General features: G+C 57.5%; 16 protein-coding genes and 1 tRNA gene. 10 read left to right on the top strand and 7 right to left on the bottom strand.

Annotated features, from left to right (window positions below):
* Positions 1 to 80: 80 nt before the first annotated feature.
* The 5 genes from DXD49_RS02465 to nagA all read left to right on the top strand — a co-directional run bounded on the left by DXD49_RS02465 (position 81) and on the right by nagA (position 5,439).
* Positions 81 to 881, top strand: a complete 801-nt coding sequence (locus DXD49_RS02465; protein WP_089572403.1) for a PTS sugar transporter subunit IIC — start codon at positions 81 to 83, stop codon at positions 879 to 881.
* Positions 871 to 1,953: a PTS system mannose/fructose/sorbose family transporter subunit IID gene (locus tag DXD49_RS02460; RefSeq protein ID WP_117794116.1), complete on the top strand. Its 1,083-nt coding sequence runs from the start codon at positions 871 to 873 to the stop codon at positions 1,951 to 1,953. The genes DXD49_RS02465 and DXD49_RS02460 overlap by 11 nt, the downstream gene beginning before the upstream one ends.
* Positions 1,954 to 2,137: 184 nt before the next feature.
* Entirely contained in the window at positions 2,138 to 2,869 is a 732-nt protein-coding gene (locus tag DXD49_RS02455) for a GntR family transcriptional regulator (protein ID WP_117735495.1), read from the top strand.
* Positions 2,870 to 2,983: 114 nt separating this feature from the next.
* Positions 2,984 to 4,150: an SIS domain-containing protein gene (locus tag DXD49_RS02450; RefSeq protein WP_117743270.1), complete on the top strand. Its 1,167-nt coding sequence runs from the start codon at positions 2,984 to 2,986 to the stop codon at positions 4,148 to 4,150.
* Between the two features lie 119 nt (positions 4,151 to 4,269).
* A complete protein-coding gene (gene nagA / locus DXD49_RS02445; RefSeq protein ID WP_117794115.1) occupies positions 4,270 to 5,439 on the top strand; it encodes an N-acetylglucosamine-6-phosphate deacetylase in 1,170 nt (389 codons plus the stop codon).
* A gap of 75 nt (positions 5,440 to 5,514) precedes the next feature.
* Here nagA and DXD49_RS02440 read toward each other — a convergent pair whose 3' ends face one another.
* The gene (locus tag DXD49_RS02440; protein ID WP_233502253.1) at positions 5,515 to 6,099 is read right to left on the bottom strand and encodes a hypothetical protein; all 585 of its coding nucleotides are present in this window, start codon (positions 6,097 to 6,099) and stop codon (positions 5,515 to 5,517) included.
* Between the two features lie 157 nt (positions 6,100 to 6,256).
* On the opposite strand from DXD49_RS02440, the gene DXD49_RS02435 reads away from it, so the two are divergent.
* From DXD49_RS02435 to DXD49_RS02425, 3 genes are all read left to right on the top strand, one after another.
* A complete protein-coding gene (locus DXD49_RS02435) occupies positions 6,257 to 7,138 on the top strand; it encodes an aldose 1-epimerase family protein (protein WP_117794114.1) in 882 nt (293 codons plus the stop codon).
* A 59-nt stretch (positions 7,139 to 7,197) separates the two neighbouring features.
* On the top strand, positions 7,198 to 8,133 hold the full coding sequence (locus tag DXD49_RS02430) for a hexose kinase (protein ID WP_117794113.1): 936 nt from the start codon (positions 7,198 to 7,200) through the stop codon (positions 8,131 to 8,133).
* A gap of 203 nt (positions 8,134 to 8,336) precedes the next feature.
* Positions 8,337 to 8,810 carry a YhcH/YjgK/YiaL family protein gene (locus tag DXD49_RS02425; protein ID WP_117716293.1) on the top strand — a complete coding sequence of 158 codons (474 nt, stop codon included), beginning with the start codon at positions 8,337 to 8,339 and terminating at the stop codon, positions 8,808 to 8,810.
* A gap of 198 nt (positions 8,811 to 9,008) precedes the next feature.
* On the opposite strand, the gene DXD49_RS02420 is transcribed toward DXD49_RS02425, so the two are convergent.
* Positions 9,009 to 9,084 (bottom strand) — tRNA-Thr (locus DXD49_RS02420).
* 157 nt (positions 9,085 to 9,241) lie between these two features.
* Here DXD49_RS02420 and DXD49_RS02415 point away from each other — a divergent pair.
* On the top strand, positions 9,242 to 9,736 hold the full coding sequence (locus DXD49_RS02415) for a PTS sugar transporter subunit IIB (protein WP_117735491.1): 495 nt from the start codon (positions 9,242 to 9,244) through the stop codon (positions 9,734 to 9,736).
* A gap of 222 nt (positions 9,737 to 9,958) precedes the next feature.
* On the opposite strand, the gene DXD49_RS02410 is transcribed toward DXD49_RS02415, so the two are convergent.
* Positions 9,959 to 11,011: an aldose epimerase family protein gene (locus DXD49_RS02410; protein WP_117735490.1), complete on the bottom strand. Its 1,053-nt coding sequence runs from the start codon at positions 11,009 to 11,011 to the stop codon at positions 9,959 to 9,961.
* A gap of 206 nt (positions 11,012 to 11,217) precedes the next feature.
* Here DXD49_RS02410 and DXD49_RS02405 point away from each other — a divergent pair, with 206 nt between their 5' ends.
* On the top strand, positions 11,218 to 11,982 hold the full coding sequence (locus tag DXD49_RS02405; protein WP_233502252.1) for a DeoR/GlpR family DNA-binding transcription regulator: 765 nt from the start codon (positions 11,218 to 11,220) through the stop codon (positions 11,980 to 11,982).
* On the opposite strand, the gene DXD49_RS02400 is transcribed toward DXD49_RS02405, so the two are convergent.
* The 4 genes from DXD49_RS02400 to lacG all read right to left on the bottom strand — a co-directional run bounded on the left by DXD49_RS02400 (position 11,983) and on the right by lacG (position 15,685).
* Positions 11,983 to 13,239, bottom strand: coding sequence for an ATP-binding protein (locus DXD49_RS02400; protein WP_117735489.1), 1,257 nt, complete (start codon positions 13,237 to 13,239; stop codon positions 11,983 to 11,985).
* A gap of 169 nt (positions 13,240 to 13,408) precedes the next feature.
* On the bottom strand, positions 13,409 to 13,714 hold the full coding sequence (locus tag DXD49_RS02395) for a type II toxin-antitoxin system RelE/ParE family toxin (RefSeq protein ID WP_117735488.1): 306 nt from the start codon (positions 13,712 to 13,714) through the stop codon (positions 13,409 to 13,411).
* Complete coding sequence (locus DXD49_RS02390; protein ID WP_117735487.1) at positions 13,704 to 13,970, bottom strand: type II toxin-antitoxin system Phd/YefM family antitoxin; 267 nt, start codon at positions 13,968 to 13,970, stop codon at positions 13,704 to 13,706. The genes DXD49_RS02395 and DXD49_RS02390 overlap by 11 nt, the downstream gene beginning before the upstream one ends.
* 293 nt (positions 13,971 to 14,263) lie before the next feature.
* Positions 14,264 to 15,685, bottom strand: a complete 1,422-nt coding sequence (gene lacG / locus DXD49_RS02385; protein WP_199568932.1) for a 6-phospho-beta-galactosidase — start codon at positions 15,683 to 15,685, stop codon at positions 14,264 to 14,266.
* Between the last annotated feature and the right edge of the window lie 44 nt (positions 15,686 to 15,729).

Below are 15,729 nucleotides of genomic sequence, written 5' to 3'. Positions count from 1 at the left end.
CCACGTTGTCAGGATTGAAACCCTGACGTTCTGTACGTGATATCCAAAGTGCGTACATACATTTTGAAAGGAGGAGCAAGATGGAATACTCGATCATCCAGGTCGCTCTGGTCTTCATCGTCACGTTCGTCGCGGCAATCGACCAGTTCAACTTCCTCGAGTCTCTCTATCAGCCCATCGTCACCGGCGCCGTCATCGGTCTTATCCTTGGCGACCTCAACACCGGTCTTCTCGTGGGTGGTACCTATCAGCTCATGACGATCGGCAACATGCCGATCGGAGGCGCTCAGCCGCCTAACGCCGTCATCGGCGGCATCATGGCAGCCATTCTCGCTATCGCTACGGGCCTCGAGCCCAACGCGGCAGTCGGCCTTGCCATTCCGTTCGCTCTGCTTGGTCAGCTCGGCGTTACCCTGGTCTTCACGCTTATGTCGCCCCTCATGTCCTCCGCGGACAACATGGCTCATAACGCTGACACCAAGGGCATCGAGCGTCTGAACTACTTCGCCATGGCTCTGCTCGGCCTGATCTTCGCTGTCGTCGTCACCCTGTTCTTCATCGCTGGCGCTACCATCGGTCAGACCATCGCTTCCGCCATCCCGACTTGGCTGCAGACCGGTCTGTCCGCTGCAGGCGGCATGATGCGCTTCGTCGGCTTCGCCGTCCTGCTCAAGGTTATGATGAACCGCGATATGTGGGGCTTCTTCCTCATGGGCTTTGGCCTCGCGCTCATCACCGTTGCCAACGATTCTCTGGCAACCCCTGCCCTGCTCATCCTCGCTCTCATCGGCTTCGGCATCGCTTTCTGGGACTTCCAGCAGCAAACCGAGCTGAAGGGTGCAGCTGTTTCTGACGGAGGTGACTTCGAAGATGGCATCTAATGAGTATGTGATCCCGGAGCACTACGAGGATCTCACTCCTGCTCCGCAGCTCGACCAGAAGACCCTCAACAAGATGGCTTGGCGCTCCTGCTTCCTGCAGGCATCGTTCAACTACGAGCGCATGCAGGCCGCTGGCTGGCTTTACTCCATCATCCCCGGTCTGGAGAAGATCCACACCAACAAGAACGACCTCGCGGCTTCCATGAGCCACAACCTGGAGTTCTTCAACACCCACCCGTTCCTCGTCACCTTTGTTATGGGTATCGTGCTTTCGCTCGAGCAGAACAAGGTTGACATCCCCACGATCCGCGCCGTCCGCGTCGCCGCAATGGGCCCGCTCGGTGGTATCGGTGACGCCCTGTTCTGGCTGACGCTCGTGCCTATCACGGCCGGCATCACCTCCAACATGGCCATCAACGGCAACGCCGCTGCGCCGATCATCTTCCTGGTGATCTTCAACGTCGTCCAGTTCGCTCTGCGCTTCTGGCTCATGAACTGGTCCTACAAGCTTGGCACCAGCGCTATTGACGCTCTGACTGCCAACATGCAGGCCTTCACGCGTGCCGCTTCCATCATGGGCGTCTTCGTCGTCGGTTGCCTGGTCGTCACCATGGGTGGCACCCAGATCAACCTCCAGATCCCCAACGGCACCACCCGTGGCCTCTCCGCTACTACTGTGATTGTCTCCGAGAAGGAGGCCGAGAACTTCACCGGTATGGAGGGCATCGATACCGAGACCGCTGAGGCCGGTACCATCGCCATGACCGATGAGGACGGCAACGCCCTCACCGCTTCCGATGCCGACGGCAACGCTGTCGAGTGCGGCGTCACCGATCTGGGCAACGGCATGCAGTCCGTTACCTACGGCACCGTCACCGAGGATCCGGTCAACTTCTCCGTTGCCGACACCCTCAACACCATCGTCCCGAAGCTCGTCCCGCTTATGCTTACGCTGCTGCTTTACTACATGTTCGCTAAGCACAGCTGGACCCCGACCAAGGGCATTCTGCTGCTCTTCGTCTTGGGCATCCTGGGCGCTGGCCCGCTTGGTCTCTGGCCGAGCATCTGGTAAGGCTCTAGCTTGAGGGGTGTGTCCCTACGCGGCTCACACCCCGACCCCTTAAGCCATGTGTATGTTAAAAGCCGCGTGCTCGAAAGAGCGCGCGGCTTTTGTTTTCTTGATGATTCGGGTGTGGCAGACAGATAATGCTAAACACCCAAGGTAGTAGCCGAGTTTGAGAAAATGGGAGGATAGGATGGCGATCGGAGCGCGTAAGCAACCGCTGTACGATCAGCTGGTCGATATTCTGACCGAAAAGATTGACCATGAATATCGCGCCGGTGACATGATTCCTTCCGAGCGCGAACTTTCGGAACGCTATGGCCTCTCGCGCACTACGGTACGCCTGGCTCTGCAGGAACTGGAGCGTTTGGGACTGGTGGTTCGGCAGCACGGTCGCGGTACCTTTGTGACCGACCGTTCGGCAAAGGCAACCAATCTTATGCAGTCCTACAGTTTTACCGAGCAGATGCGCGCGATGGGTCGCGACCCCGAGACCACGATTCTCGAGTTTTGCGAGATGGAGGCCGATAAGAATCTGGCCGAGCATATGGGATTACGTATCGGTGATCGCATTTTTAAGCTCAAGCGCCTTCGTTCTGCCGACAACATGCCCATGATGGTCGAACGTAGCTATCTACCGGTTCGTCAATTTCTGTCCCTAAAGCGACCGCTGCTGGAGCGTAAGCCGCTTTACGATGTGATTGAGCAGGACTTTCAGCAAAAGATACGCGTGGCCGAAGAGGAGTTTTATGCGAGCATAGCCCGTCCCACCGATGCCCATCTTTTGGGAATTGTCGAGGGTTCGCCTGTGCTCGATTTGGTCAGGACTACGTATAACGAGTCAAACGAGGTTGTGGAGTATACGCTCTCGGTTGCTCGTGCCGATCAGTTTAAATACAAGGTTTACCACCAGCGTGGCGACTAGTGTTCACATCGTTTCCATGTGATGATATTTTGCATTTAACTGGTTACTACCAGATAACCAACTGAAGTGTATAATTGCACGTCAGAGGATTACTTCTAGAGAGAGGTATTAGAAATGTTCGAGAAGAGTGTCGAGGAGCTCACCGAGCTCGGCGCCCAGATCACGACGGCCGAGATTGCTCAGCAGCCCGAGCTCTGGCGTGATACGCTCAACATCTATCGCGAGAACAAGGAGGCCATCGAGGCCTTTCTGGCCGAGGCTCGCGCTATGGGCGAGGGCCGTCTGTCCGTTGTCTTTACCGGTGCCGGTACGTCCGACTATGTTGGCGATACCTGCGCCCCGTACCTGCGTCACGCTGGCAACACTGATCTTTACGACTTTAAGCCCATCGCCACGACCGACATCGTGAGCGCCCCGCGCGACTTCCTGCGCGCCGAGGATCCCACGCTCGTGGTTTCCTTTGCCCGTTCTGGCAACAGCCCCGAGAGCCTTGCCGCCGTTGCCGTTGCCAAGGAGCTCGTCCACAACGTCAAGTTCCTCAACATCACCTGCGCCCCCGAGGGCAAGCTCGCCGTCGAGTCCGCTGATGACCCCAATGCGCTGACGCTGCTCATCCCGCGCGCCAACGACAAGGGCTTCGCCATGACCGGTTCTTACACCTGCATGACCCTGCTCTCTACCCTCATCTTTGACGAGGCTTCCGACGAGCAGAAGGCCGAGTGGGTCGAGACCATCGCCAAGATGGGCGAGGAGGTCATCGATCGTGAGCCCGAGGTCGCCGATTACTTGGCTGGCGACTTCAACCGCGTGACCTACTTGGGTTCCGGCTCCTTCGGTGGCCTTGCCCAGGAGAGCCAGCTCAAGATCCTCGAGCTCGCTCACGGTCTGGTCGCTACTTCCTACGACACCTCCATGGGTTATCGTCACGGACCCAAGTCCTTCGTCGACGACAAGACCCTCGTGTTCGTGTTCGTTAACAACGATGCCTACACCCGTCAGTACGATATCGACATCCTCAACGAGATCGGTGGCGACGAGATCGCTCAGCACACCGTTGCCGTTCAGCAGGATGGCGCTACCGTTTACGAGGGCGAGTCCTTCACCTTTAAGGGCTATGAGGCACTCCCCGAGGGCTACCTTGCCCTGCCGTTCGTGATGTTTGCCCAGGCCATCAGCCTGCTCAACTCCGTGCGCGTGGGTAACACGCCCGATACGCCGAGCCCCACTGGCACGGTCAACCGCGTGGTTAAGGGCGTGACGATTCACCCCTTCACCGCTTAATCGCGTCCCCCCTGTAAGGGCGCCCGTCCGCTCATAACGGCGGGCGGGCGCTTTTTGTTTTTACTAGGACCGGGTATAAGCATCACCACAGTCAACTGCTTTAGAAGCAAGGAGTGCATATGAGCACGTACGCAATTAAGGCTGACAAGTTCTTCTTGCCGGCAGGTCCGCAGCTGGGCGGCTATCTTATGGTCGAGGATGGCGTCTTTGGCGCCTGGCAGGCCGACAAGCCCTCTTGCGAGATTAAGGACTACACGGGATCGTGGATCGCACCGGGTATGGTCGATACCCACATCCATGGCTTCTACAACCACTCAACTACTGACAACGATCCCGAGGGTATCGATATCAGCTCGACCGAGCTCGCCCGTCGCGGTACCACCAGCTGGCTGCCCACGACGTTCACCGATGGTGTCGAGCAGATCAAGGACGCCTGCGCCGCTATTGCCCAGGCTGACGAGGGCCGCGGCCCCGACTTCTGCGGTGCTCGCATTCAGGGCATCTACCTGGAGGGCCCCTTCTTTACCATGAAGCACGTGGGCGCACAGAACCCCGCTTACCTGATCGACCCCTCCGAGGAGGTCTTCGACCAGTGGCAGGAGGCTGCCGGCGGACGTATCGTTAAGAGCGCCATGGCCGCCGAGCGCGATGGTGCCGCTGCCTATGCTGCCGCCCTGAACGCTAAGGGTGTCGTGACCAGCATCGGTCACTCTGATGCCACGTATGACGAGTGCGTCGCCGCCATCAATGCCGGTGCTAGCTGCTTTACGCACACCTATAACGGCCAGCGTGGTCTGCATCACCGCGAGCCCGGTGTTGTGGGCGCTGCTATGACCACCCCCGAGACCTACGCCGAGATTATCTGCGACGGCAAGCATGTGAACCCCGCCGCCATCAAGGCACTGCTGCAGGCTAAGGGCTGGCAGCATACGGTGCTCATCACCGACTGCTTGGGCTGCGGCGGCATGCCCGAGGGCAGCTACACCAGTGGCGGTATGGACGTTATCATGAAGGACAGCCTGTGCTGGCTCGCCGACGGCAAGAGCATTGCCGGCTCGGTGCTCACGCTTGCCCAGGGCGTCAAGAACATTGTCGACTGGGGCATTGCCAGCGCCGATATCGCCATTCGCATGGCAACCGAGGTGCCGGCTCGCTCCGCGCACATCGAGGATAAGTGCGGCAGCATTATGCCGGGTCGCGATGCCGACTTTGTCGTATTCGACCACGAGCTCACCCTCGTCGAGACGTATGTTGGCGGCCAGAGCGTCGGCAACGCCTTTACCGAGTAACGATAGAAAAAGACGGCGGGCCCGAATCTGCTCGGACCCGCCGTATGGGTTAAACGCTCAAAAGCACCTTCACAGTTACAGCTTGTTAGCGATCTTCTTTGCTGTGCGCTTGACGCCGGCCACCAGGCCTCCTGCAGGATGCTCCTTCTCGTATGCTAGGCGCTTCTCGCGCTTGGCATACTCTTCGACGATGATATCGCCGTACTCGTCTTCGATCTTGTCGAAGAAATCGACGGCGCCCTTAATTTCCTCGGCGGTTGGGTGTCCCTTTTGGACGCCGCCGGTAAGTTTGAACGGTCCCCACGTGTCAAAACCGGGACAGCCGTAGACGCCCATAAATATGGCCTGTCTCATGCGGCAGATGCCATCGATATCCTTGCCGTACCACTTGTTTTTGCCACCGTAGGTCATAAGGCCAAACACCTTGTCCTGCGGCTGCAGCACGTTGGTGAGCACGCGTGCCATGTCCTTGTCGATCTCGGAGTAATAAATGCCCGTGGCGGCACCGATTAGATGATATTCGTGCAGGTCGGGATACTCGTTTTTTCCGAGCGTTTTTACATCGAGGGTATCGATCTCGGGGTGCGCCTCAACGATGGCGTCCACGAGCTTTTTCGTATTGCCGTGGTGACGCGAGGCGTAGAGGATGATGGTTCGCATAAGAAGGCCTTTCAGCTGTAATGACGTCAATGTCTGTATGGTACCCCGTTGCATGGCTGGGATACCGGACGCATCGATGAACATGCGGGTTTGTCCTTTGGTTAGGGCCGAGACGGGTACTTGCGAGCAAAAAAGCAGTTGTTCGAAAGGATGGGCAATGGAATACGCTCTCTCCAACGATTCGATCTCTATCAAGGTTTCCACAGCCGGCGGCTCGTTTACCTCGATTGAGGCCGACGGTCGCGAGTATTTGTGGCAGGGCGATCCTGCCGTGTGGTCCGGCCAGGCGCCGATTTGCTTCCCGATTTGCGGAGGTCTGCGCGACGGCAGCGCCATGACGTTCGCCGGGCATCATGTGAAGCTCGCCCGTCACGGGTTTGCGCGCAAGCAGGAGTGGAAACTGCTGAGCCAAAGCACGAACGAGCTGGCTGTGTGTCTGGCATCCGAGGATAACGCTGCATTGCTGAGAGATTATCCGTATCCGTTCAAGCTCGTCGCCCGCTATACGCTTGAGGACGCTGCCGTGCGTGTTTCCTATGAGGTCACCAATGAGGGCACCGAGGACATGCCGTTCTTTATCGGTGGACATCCTGGCTTTAGGTGCCCACTCGACGAGGGTGAGGCCTATACGGACTACGAGCTTCGCTTTGAGAAGGACGAGGCTGCGGAACTCTGCACCGCCGTTCCCTCGACTGGATTGATCGATGTGGACAGGCGTTCCAAGAATCCCATGGTGGGAAAGACGCTGCCTCTGTCGCATGAGCTCTTCGATTTTGCGGAGACCATCTTTGACGTGCTCGAGAGCCGTCAGGTCACGCTTTCCAAGAAGGGCGAGGACAAGGGTGTTCGCCTGAGCTTTGAGGGCTTCCCGTATCTTATTGTGTGGAGTAAGCTCGAGGGTGATTTTGTGGCAGTTGAGCCCTGGGGTGGCCTTTCGACCTGTTCCGATGAGGATGACGTGCTTGAGCATAAGCGCGGCTGCCTGATCGCCAAGCCCAAAGAAACCATCGTGCGCTCGTTCACGATCGAGATTCTATAATTCCGTTTTGTCGACTCGTATCGCGAGGCACAAGGAGCCTGCGAGATAAGGAGCTAAAAATGATCCTCACCGTTACGATGAACCCGTCTGTCGATACGCGCTATCAGCTCGATGAGCTCGTTATCGACGACGTCAACCGTGTGACGCCCGAAAAGACCGCCGGCGGCAAGGGCCTCAACGTGGCCCGTGTGCTGGGTCAGCTGGGCGACGACGTTGTGGCAACCGGTCTGCTCGGCGGCCACATGGGCGCCTACATGGCCGAGCTCATGGATGCCAACGGTATTAAGAATGATTTTGTGCCCATTAAGGGCGAGACTCGTATCTGCCTCAATATCCTTCATGCTGGCAACCAGACCGAGTTGCTCGAGAGCGGCCCGACGATAGTCCCCGAGGAGCTCGATGCCTTTACCGCCAAGTTCGCCGAGCTTGCGAGCAAGGCCGATGTCGTTACCATCTCGGGTTCGCTGCCCCGCGGCGTCGAGGCGGACTACTACGCCAAGATCACGGGCATTGCCGAGAACGCCGGCGCCAAGGTGCTGCTCGATACCTCGGGTGCTTCGCTTGAGGCTGCGCTCAAGTCCGAGGTCAAGCCTGAGCTGGTTAAGCCTAACCTGACCGAAATTAACGGCCTTCTGGGCACGAGCTTTACCACCGACGATGTGGACGAGCTTCGCTCCGCGCTCGCCTCTGATGCCCGCTTCTCCGATATCCCCTGGGTCGTCGTGTCCATGGGTGCCGCCGGTTCCGTGGGCTTCCATAACGGCCGCGCGTTCCGCGCCAAGACCCCCGATATCCCCGCCGTTAACGCTACGGGCTCTGGCGATTCTACCATTGCCGGCTTCGCGCACGCCATCGCAGCCGGCGCGGATGATGAGACGGTGCTGCGTACCGCCAATACCTGCGGCAAGCTCAACGCCATGGATCCCATGACTGGCCACTTGGTTATGGATCGTTGGGACGAGGTCTACAACGGCGTTACGGTGACCGAGCTGTAAGAGCTTGTGCTGCGACACCGGCACTGGTCGCCTGCTTTTGATTGGAATCGACGGCAAGTGCAGTAGCATTATGCCGTGACGCGACGCCGACCCCGTCGTGTTCAATCCCGACCTTACCCTGGTCGAGACGTATGTGTGTGGCAACAGCGTCGGTAACGCATTTACCGAGTAGCTGCCAAAAAACGATCCGAGAGGGGATTTAGATGATTTACGGTGCATTGGGCGATATCGAGGAGTACCGCGGAATGCTCAAGGGCCTCGACGTGCTGATTGACTGGCTCGAGGAGAACGACCCAGCAGAGCTCGAGGTCGGCAGCCATCCGATTCTGGGCGACAAGGTCTATGCGAACGTCATGGCTCCCACGACGCGTCCCGAGGCCGAGGCTCACTATGAGACGCATCAGCGCTATCACGACCTGCAGATCGACGTCGAGGGTCGCGAGGCCTTTAAGGTCGCCACGGGCAGCCTGACGCTGGTTCAGGAGTTTGACGAGAAGGACGACTACGATCTGGTCGATTCCGACGCTTCGATCGCCGGCGATCTTGCCGACGACAAGTTTGCGCTGTTCGTTGCCGGCGAGCCTCACATGCCCACGCTTGAGTTCCCGGGCGATGGCGCACAGCCGGTCAAGAAGATTTGCTTTAAGCTGCTTGCAGATGCTTACTGGGAGGAGTAGCGAGCTGCTCGTGAACTAGCGTGATTCCCCTTGGGGAGCGCGTTTGAGCCCCGTTAATCGCAGTTCCCTTGGGGATTGCGGTTGGCGGGGCTTTCTGTTTTTGAGCAGGAAGCGATCGACGTGGTGATGCTTGGGTTGGCGTATGCGCACTCAAAATCGGCAACAAAAAAGCCGCCCGAAGGCGGCTATCTTGTGCAATGGAGCCAGCGACCGGGCTCGAACCGGTGACCCCCGCTTTACGAGAGCGGTGCTCTACCAACTGAGCTACGCTGGCGGCCATGTGGTGACGCAACTGAGGCATCAACGGCTGTCTATGATACGGGACATCGCAAATCCGCGCAAGTGTTCTGACGGCTTTTCTCACTTTAAATGCACTAATATTGGAAACGCGATGTCTTGCTCTTACGGGTCTCAAACAGAATGGGGCTGCCATGGCTCAACCCAGGATCCTTCTTACACGTATCGATGATCGGTTTATTTACGGGCAAGACGTTGAGCTGTGGAACGAGGCTGTGGGTTCCAACCTCGTCCTAATCGTCAACGACGAGATTGCGGCTGATTCGCGCAAGTGGGCGCCTATGAGGGTCGCGGCGCCCGAGGGTGTGTGGACGCGGTTTTTCTCGGTGCAAAGGACCATCGACATCATTCATACCGCAACGCCGCGCCAATGGATTCTGATTATGGTGGCCTCACCCGCCGATGCGCTCGCGCTGGTTAAGGGCGGTGTGCCGATCAGCAAGATCAGTATTGGTCATATGCAGGCAGGGGAGGGCAAGCGTCCCGCAACGCCCGCAGTCGCCATGGGCGATGCAGACGTCGCTGCTCTTAGAGAGCTGCAAAAGCTCGGAGTAGAGCTGGAAATCCGCTACCTCCCCAGCTCCGACCCCGCCCCCATCCAACTAGTCATTGGGGACGTTCTTGAATGACTAGTTGTTGGGGACACTCCTGGCACTTGGGGACGTTCCTTATGTGCATGCCTTTTAGGAACGTCCCAAAGTGCCGGCAGATTGGGACAGTCCTTCTCGTCTGGCAGTGAAGGCTGTCCCTAACGACTAGCCGTTTAAGGACGTCCTCAATGACTAGATAGAAAAACGCCCGTCGGCGGTGGTGCCGGCGGGCGCTGGTGTGCGATATGTTGCGTTGTGCGCTTAGTGCCTCATAAAGTGGTACTCGATCACATTGCTGTAGGGATGGCCCGGGCCCACAATGCCCTGCGGGAACAGAGGCTGGTGCGGCGTGTCGGGGTACATCTCGGCCTCGAGGGCAAAGCCGGCGCCCCAGCCATAGTTGGCGTCGTCCTTGGCGTGCTTGTCGCCCAGCCAGTTGCCGGTGTAGAGCTGCACGCCCGGGGCGGTGGTGTAGTAGTCCAGCTCACGACCGGTCCACATCTCCTCGACGTGCATCGCGCGGCGCAGATTACGGCCGTACTGATAGCCATCGATGCACAGGCAGTGGTCGTAGCCACGGGCCTGCTTAATCTGCGGGTCGTCGGCTTCCATGCCAGGCGCGACGGGGCGCAATTCACGAAAGTCAAACGGTGTTCCCTCGACCGGAGCAATCTCGCCGGTGGGGATGTTCTGCTCGTTAATGGGCAGGTAGTGGGCAGCGTTAGCAACAAAGAAGTGCTCGCAGTCCATACCGGCATTATGACCGGCAAGGTTAAAGTACGTGTGGTTGGTCATGGACACGTACGTGGCGCGGTCGCTCTCGCAGCCATATTCGATACGGAAGCAGCCGGTGCGCGTCACGGTAAACACGGCCGTAAAGGTGCGGTTGCCAGGCAGGCCCAGCTCGCCGTCCTCAAGCGGGGTGGTCATGCGCACGGCGTTGTGGACCTCGTCGAGCTCAACATCCCACACGCGTTTATGAAGGCCGTGCTCAAGATCGCTGTGCAGGTTGTTGGCGCCCTCGTTGGCGGGCATATGCCAGTCCGTGCCGTCGATGGTGATCGTGGCGCCCGCGGTGCGGTTGGCCACGGGGCCGATAGTCGCGCCAAAGCAAGCGGGGTTGTCAAAGTAATCCTCGAGCTTATCGAAGCCCAGCACCACATCGCGCACGTTGCCGGGGATGTCGGGCACGTCGATGCCCAACACGGTGGCGCCATAGTCCATAATGCGAACGCAGATCTCGGGCCCGTTGAGGGTGTAACGATGAACGGGGGTACCGCACGGCGCGGTGCCGAAAAGCTCGGAAGTGATCATTTGGTTCCTAACATCGAGATATTTCGGACAAACTGTAGCGCGAACAGGCGAGATTATCACTACACCCCACTAAAGCAGGGGGTATTTTTCTCAAAAAAGTGATGATTGGAGCTGTGCGGGCGTTCATTTTTGACGCGCACGAGTCTGATACAATTTGTTCGTTACTGTTTGAATGATATGCGCGCAAAGAACGGCGAGGATTCATCGTGATTAAGGCAGAGCGACAGGATAGGGTTCGTCAGCTGCTCGAAGAGCAGGGCACGGTCTCGGTTAAGGAGATCTCAGATGCGTTAGGTGTCTCGGATATGACGATTCGTCGTGACCTTGAGGAGCTTGCGAGCCTGGGCGAGATCGAGCGCGTGCACGGCGGAGCCCGCAGTGCACAGGGCCGCCCTCACGCTATGTTGCGCCACGAGTATTCGCACAGCGAAAAGCGCACTAAGCATGCCGAGGAAAAGCTGCAGATCGCGCGCCGCGCTGTGGAGCTTATCGAGGAAGGCTCGACCATCTTTTTGGGTACGGGCACCACGGTTGAGCAGATGGCCTCGATGCTGCCGGCGTGCCGCCTGCGCATTGTGACCAATTCGCTTTCGGTGTTTAACCTGCTCGAGGCGCGCGAAGACTGCGACCTGTGTCTCGTGGGCGGCATGTACCGTCGCCGCACCGCCGCTTTTGTGGGGCCGACGGCCGAGGATACCCTGCGTGCGCTGGGCATCGACGCGGCGTTTATCGGTGCCAACGGCATCTTGGACGGTGACGTATCTACGTCCAACATGGACGAGGGCCGTATCCAGCAGCTCGCCTTTAGCAAGGCCGACTCGCGCTATCTGATCGCCGACTCCAGCAAGATCGGCAAGCGCGACTTCTACACCTTCTGCCGCCTGGACAATTTGGACGCCGTGGTGTGCGAACCGGGTATTACCGCCGAGAATCGTGCCGCCATCGAGGAGCACACGCAGATCATTTGCTAGCTAACGCAGCAGGCGATACTTCTGCCCCCTGCCGGCGCCTTCAACTGTAGCCAGGCCCGTCTCAACGAGTTTTTTGAGGATGCGAAGTAGCTTCGAGCGGCTAAAGGTAACTTTGGCCGCAAGCGCACTTGTCGATTGGGGATGCACTTCACTCAGCAGTTCAAATACGGTAAGATCGTCGCCTTCGAGCCCGGGGTTATCCATGAGTAGGGGAAGTGTGACCACAATAGCGTTGTCCGAAACTTGAAAACGAGGCTTTTTGATGCTGTCTTTATAGGTGTCTCGAATTCGCATAATGCCCGTACCGAATGCCTCGATAAGGCCCAGGCGCAAAAAGACTTCGGCAAGAATGCGGTTACGCCTAACGGACAGCATATCGGACAGGTACTCATCGACAGTCATGCTTGCCGGTAATCCGCCGGGTGAGGCGACTTCTACCCGGTCGTCGAACATCGAGATGCGGATGTGCGCTGGTACATCCCAGGTCCTATGAACGATTGCGTTGGTTATTGCCTCACGGAACGCCTCAAGTGGAATGGGCTCCTTGCGGATTCGTTCCATTCCCTTGATCTCTTCGTAGCAGTACTGAGCTTCGAATAGCTCAAGAGCACTGTCAATTTCAGTTAAAACTGATGCATGCTCAAGGGTCTTGCGCTGCTTAATGAGGTTGATAGTGTCACCAAACACTGCAATGTCGATGCCTGGGAAGCCGTTCTCGTCCGCGAGCAGCTCTGCTGCATTATTGTAGGTCCCGGTCTCATCGAGCAGGCCGAGGGTTTTGAGAGTGTCGGTTGTGAACGACTGAAGCGCTAACTTTGCAGTTAGACGATTCTCTAAAACGGTGAAAGATAGATCTTGCTTGCTTGCCGGGAGCTGTTCAAAGGAGAGATTCTGGCCCTCGAGCACAAGGCGCGAAAGACCTAGGGTATCAACTGGTATAGTCGCTGTGTCATTGCGCTTGTACGCCTTCGAGCGGTATAGATAAGGCTTCGATCTGCCGGGAAAGACCGTAAGCTCAACGGTTGCATCGGGCTCGTTGATTTTTAGGGAGTAATCGGGCTGGGGGATGATCGAATCGTTAATCTTGTTTTCGATATCCAAGCAGGTCTGCTTGGGGTCATCGAGGCCAACGATTTTTCCGGCGTCGTTAATTCCAAATAGGACACGCCCACCCGTGTTGTTTGCATAAGCGGAGACGGTTTTGAGGAACGAATTGGTGACGCTTTCCTTGAACTCAAGATCCTTTGTCTCTTGCATCGTAGTGCTCCGTTTCGCTTTAACTTGACGTGCAAAATGACACGTAAAATTTTACATGGCATTTTGCACGTCAAAATTATGACACGAAAAAATTTGCGCGCCATTTTACGCGTCAACGTGACGCGAAATGACGCGCAAATGCGCTCGGGCCAACCGTTCAGCTTGCAAATTAGATCAGGCGGGCGTAGTCCTGTGATTGATGAAAGATGTGGGCGATATAGATTGTTTCGTGCTCAAACTTGTAGAGGCACACGTAGTTGTTGACGGGAAACGATTGGTAATTACGTGCCGCCAGCTCTTGCATGTGCGAAAGGGGACGTAGGAGCGGCTGCTCGCGAAGCAGATCAAGCTGATATTCAAACTCAGCGACAAAATTGCCTGCTGCGCGCGGATTCTTGAGGATTTGGGCAAGGTATCCGACGATACTCTCGTACTCATATCGCGCGCTTTTGAGTATGACGACGTTATAGGTCATATTTGTCTCGTATCGAAGCCGCGAAGGATTCGTAATCGCTGTAGTCGCCTTGCGATATTTCGTCTTCTGCCAACATCATACGAGACAGCAGTTTTGCCTTGGCGATTTCTTCTTGCATGAGGCGATACTGGTCGCTGCTGATGCAGTGCATGGCCTCGTAGCCGTTCTTGGTTACGGTAACGTCGCGCTCAGACTCAACAAGTGCGGTGAATGTGGCGGTGTCCTTCATGTCTCGGACGGGCACACAAGCGGACATGGGTACCTCCTTTGCGTTGGGACACAATTGTACCACGGTATAATAAAACATCGGCTTCGTCGAATTATCTCAATCTATAACAGTTGGAAGTAGAAAACCGGGTTAGATGTTACAGATCGAGATATTCTGCTTCGGGCTACCCGTTTGTCTCGATCTGTAACAGGTAGGGCCGGAATACTCGGTTACGTGTTACAGATCGAGATCTTCAAGTTCGGGCCGCTCAAAACGAAAAAGGCCGCATGCGAACCCGTGGAGGGATTCGCATGCGGCCGACAGGGGGTACGCGGCTTAAACTAGGCCATGAGCAGGCCGGTCTCCGCGACGTTCTTGTACCAGTACGCGCTTGCCTTGGGATAGCGCTTCTGGGTCTCAAAGTCGATGTAGAACAGGCCGTAACGCTTGTTATAGCCGTTGGTCCAGGAGAACTGGTCCTGCAGCGACCACACGAAGTAACCGTCGACGTTCACGCCGCCGTCGATTGCCTTGAGGATCCATGCGAGATGCTGGCGCATATAGTCGATGCGAGGGGCGTCGTCGATAAAGCCATCCTCGAAGTCGTCCTTATAGCCCATGCCGTTCTCGGTGATGTAGATCTTCTTGTAGTTGGGGTAATCGTTCTTAATACGCAGCAGCAGGTCGTAGAGGCCCTCGGGATAGATGATCCAGTCCCAATCGGTGGTGGGTACGCCTTCGCGCACGCATGACTCGCCCACGCCCTTGAGGAACCAGCGCGAGGAGCCCTTGTCACCGGTGCCATTGTGGTTGATGTCATTTTCGCCCTCGGCGGCACGCAGGAACTGGCACTTGTAGGTGTTGACGCCCAGGCAATCGTTGTAGGGGAGCGCGGCGGTCAGCGCGGCGATGTCCTCGTCGCGGACGTCGAGCTCGCCGCCGGCGATATGGGACAGCTTGGTCGCAGCCTCCATCGTGTCGGCGGCATAGTGGCCGCGGAAGGTGGCGTCGAGTACCCAGCGGTTGTTGATGACGTCGGCCATGCGAGCTGCCTCGCAGTCGGCGGCGTTGTTGGGGTCGAGGGGATACTTGGGCTCCAGGTTCTGGACAATGCCGATCTCGCCCTCAAAGCCACCCTCATGGAAGGCGACGACGGCCTTGGCGTGGGCCACCATCATGTTGTGCATGAGCTGGAAGGCCTTGTCCAGGCGATACTTCTCGCCGTGCGGCCAGTTGCCGACGATAAAGCTGCCCTCGGCGGTCGCGGGAATCTCGTTAAAGGTAAACCAGTGCTTGACCTCGGTGAACTCGGCAAAGCAGAACTTGGCGTACTCGACAAAGGCATCGATGGTCGTACGCGTCAGGAAGCCCTCGCCGCCGTCCTGGTAGAAGGCCTCGGGCGTATCAAAGTGATCGAGCGTGACATAGGGGATAACGCCGGCTTTATTGCAGGTGGCAAAGAGCTCGTGATAGAAGGCAACACCCTCGGGGTTAATCTCACCAGTGCCGCTGGGGAAGATACGGCTCCAAGCGATGGAGACACGAATGCCGTTGATGCCGAAGCGCTGGCACAGGTCGATATCGACCGGGTACTTGTTGTAGAAATCGCTTGCGGGGTCGGGGGAGAAACGGCCCTGAGCAGCCAGGAAATCGTCCCAGGGCACTTTGCCCTTGCCGTGTGTACGGGTCTCGCCCTCAACCTGGTAAGCAGCGGTGGCGCCGCCAAACACAAAGCCGTCGGGGAACTGCATGGGGTTGGTCATGAGTCATCCTTTCTGTGGGATACGAATAGGGAGAGGTGCCCGAA

The organism is Collinsella sp. TM05-38, from assembly GCF_003466445.1.
Taxonomy (GTDB): Bacteria; Actinomycetota; Coriobacteriia; order Coriobacteriales; family Coriobacteriaceae; genus Collinsella.
The sequence above is the reverse complement of the archived record's forward strand: the minus strand, read 5'-3'. Positions and strand labels throughout refer to the sequence as shown.

Excerpts from the sequence above, each read along its gene's own strand:
- DXD49_RS02465 (WP_089572403.1), top strand. The coding sequence starts at position 81 with ATGGAATACTCGATCATCCAGGTCGCTCTGGTCTTCATCGTCACGTTC.
- DXD49_RS02455 (WP_117735495.1), top strand. The coding sequence starts at position 2,138 with ATGGCGATCGGAGCGCGTAAGCAACCGCTGTACGATCAGCTGGTCGAT.
- DXD49_RS02390 (WP_117735487.1), bottom strand. The coding sequence starts at position 13,970 with ATGTCCGCTTGTGTGCCCGTCCGAGACATGAAGGACACCGCCACATTC.
- DXD49_RS02430 (WP_117794113.1), top strand. The coding sequence starts at position 7,198 with ATGATCCTCACCGTTACGATGAACCCGTCTGTCGATACGCGCTATCAG.
- DXD49_RS02425 (WP_117716293.1), top strand. The coding sequence starts at position 8,337 with ATGATTTACGGTGCATTGGGCGATATCGAGGAGTACCGCGGAATGCTC.
- DXD49_RS02435 (WP_117794114.1), top strand. The coding sequence starts at position 6,257 with ATGGAATACGCTCTCTCCAACGATTCGATCTCTATCAAGGTTTCCACA.
- DXD49_RS02400 (WP_117735489.1), bottom strand. The coding sequence starts at position 13,239 with ATGCAAGAGACAAAGGATCTTGAGTTCAAGGAAAGCGTCACCAATTCG.
- DXD49_RS02415 (WP_117735491.1), top strand. The coding sequence starts at position 9,242 with ATGGCTCAACCCAGGATCCTTCTTACACGTATCGATGATCGGTTTATT.
- DXD49_RS02450 (WP_117743270.1), top strand. The coding sequence starts at position 2,984 with ATGTTCGAGAAGAGTGTCGAGGAGCTCACCGAGCTCGGCGCCCAGATC.
- DXD49_RS02440 (WP_233502253.1), bottom strand. The coding sequence starts at position 6,099 with ATGCGAACCATCATCCTCTACGCCTCGCGTCACCACGGCAATACGAAA.
- DXD49_RS02460 (WP_117794116.1), top strand. The coding sequence starts at position 871 with ATGGCATCTAATGAGTATGTGATCCCGGAGCACTACGAGGATCTCACT.
- nagA (WP_117794115.1), top strand. The coding sequence starts at position 4,270 with ATGAGCACGTACGCAATTAAGGCTGACAAGTTCTTCTTGCCGGCAGGT.
- lacG (WP_199568932.1), bottom strand. The coding sequence starts at position 15,685 with ATGACCAACCCCATGCAGTTCCCCGACGGCTTTGTGTTTGGCGGCGCC.
- DXD49_RS02410 (WP_117735490.1), bottom strand. The coding sequence starts at position 11,011 with ATGATCACTTCCGAGCTTTTCGGCACCGCGCCGTGCGGTACCCCCGTT.
- DXD49_RS02395 (WP_117735488.1), bottom strand. The coding sequence starts at position 13,714 with ATGACCTATAACGTCGTCATACTCAAAAGCGCGCGATATGAGTACGAG.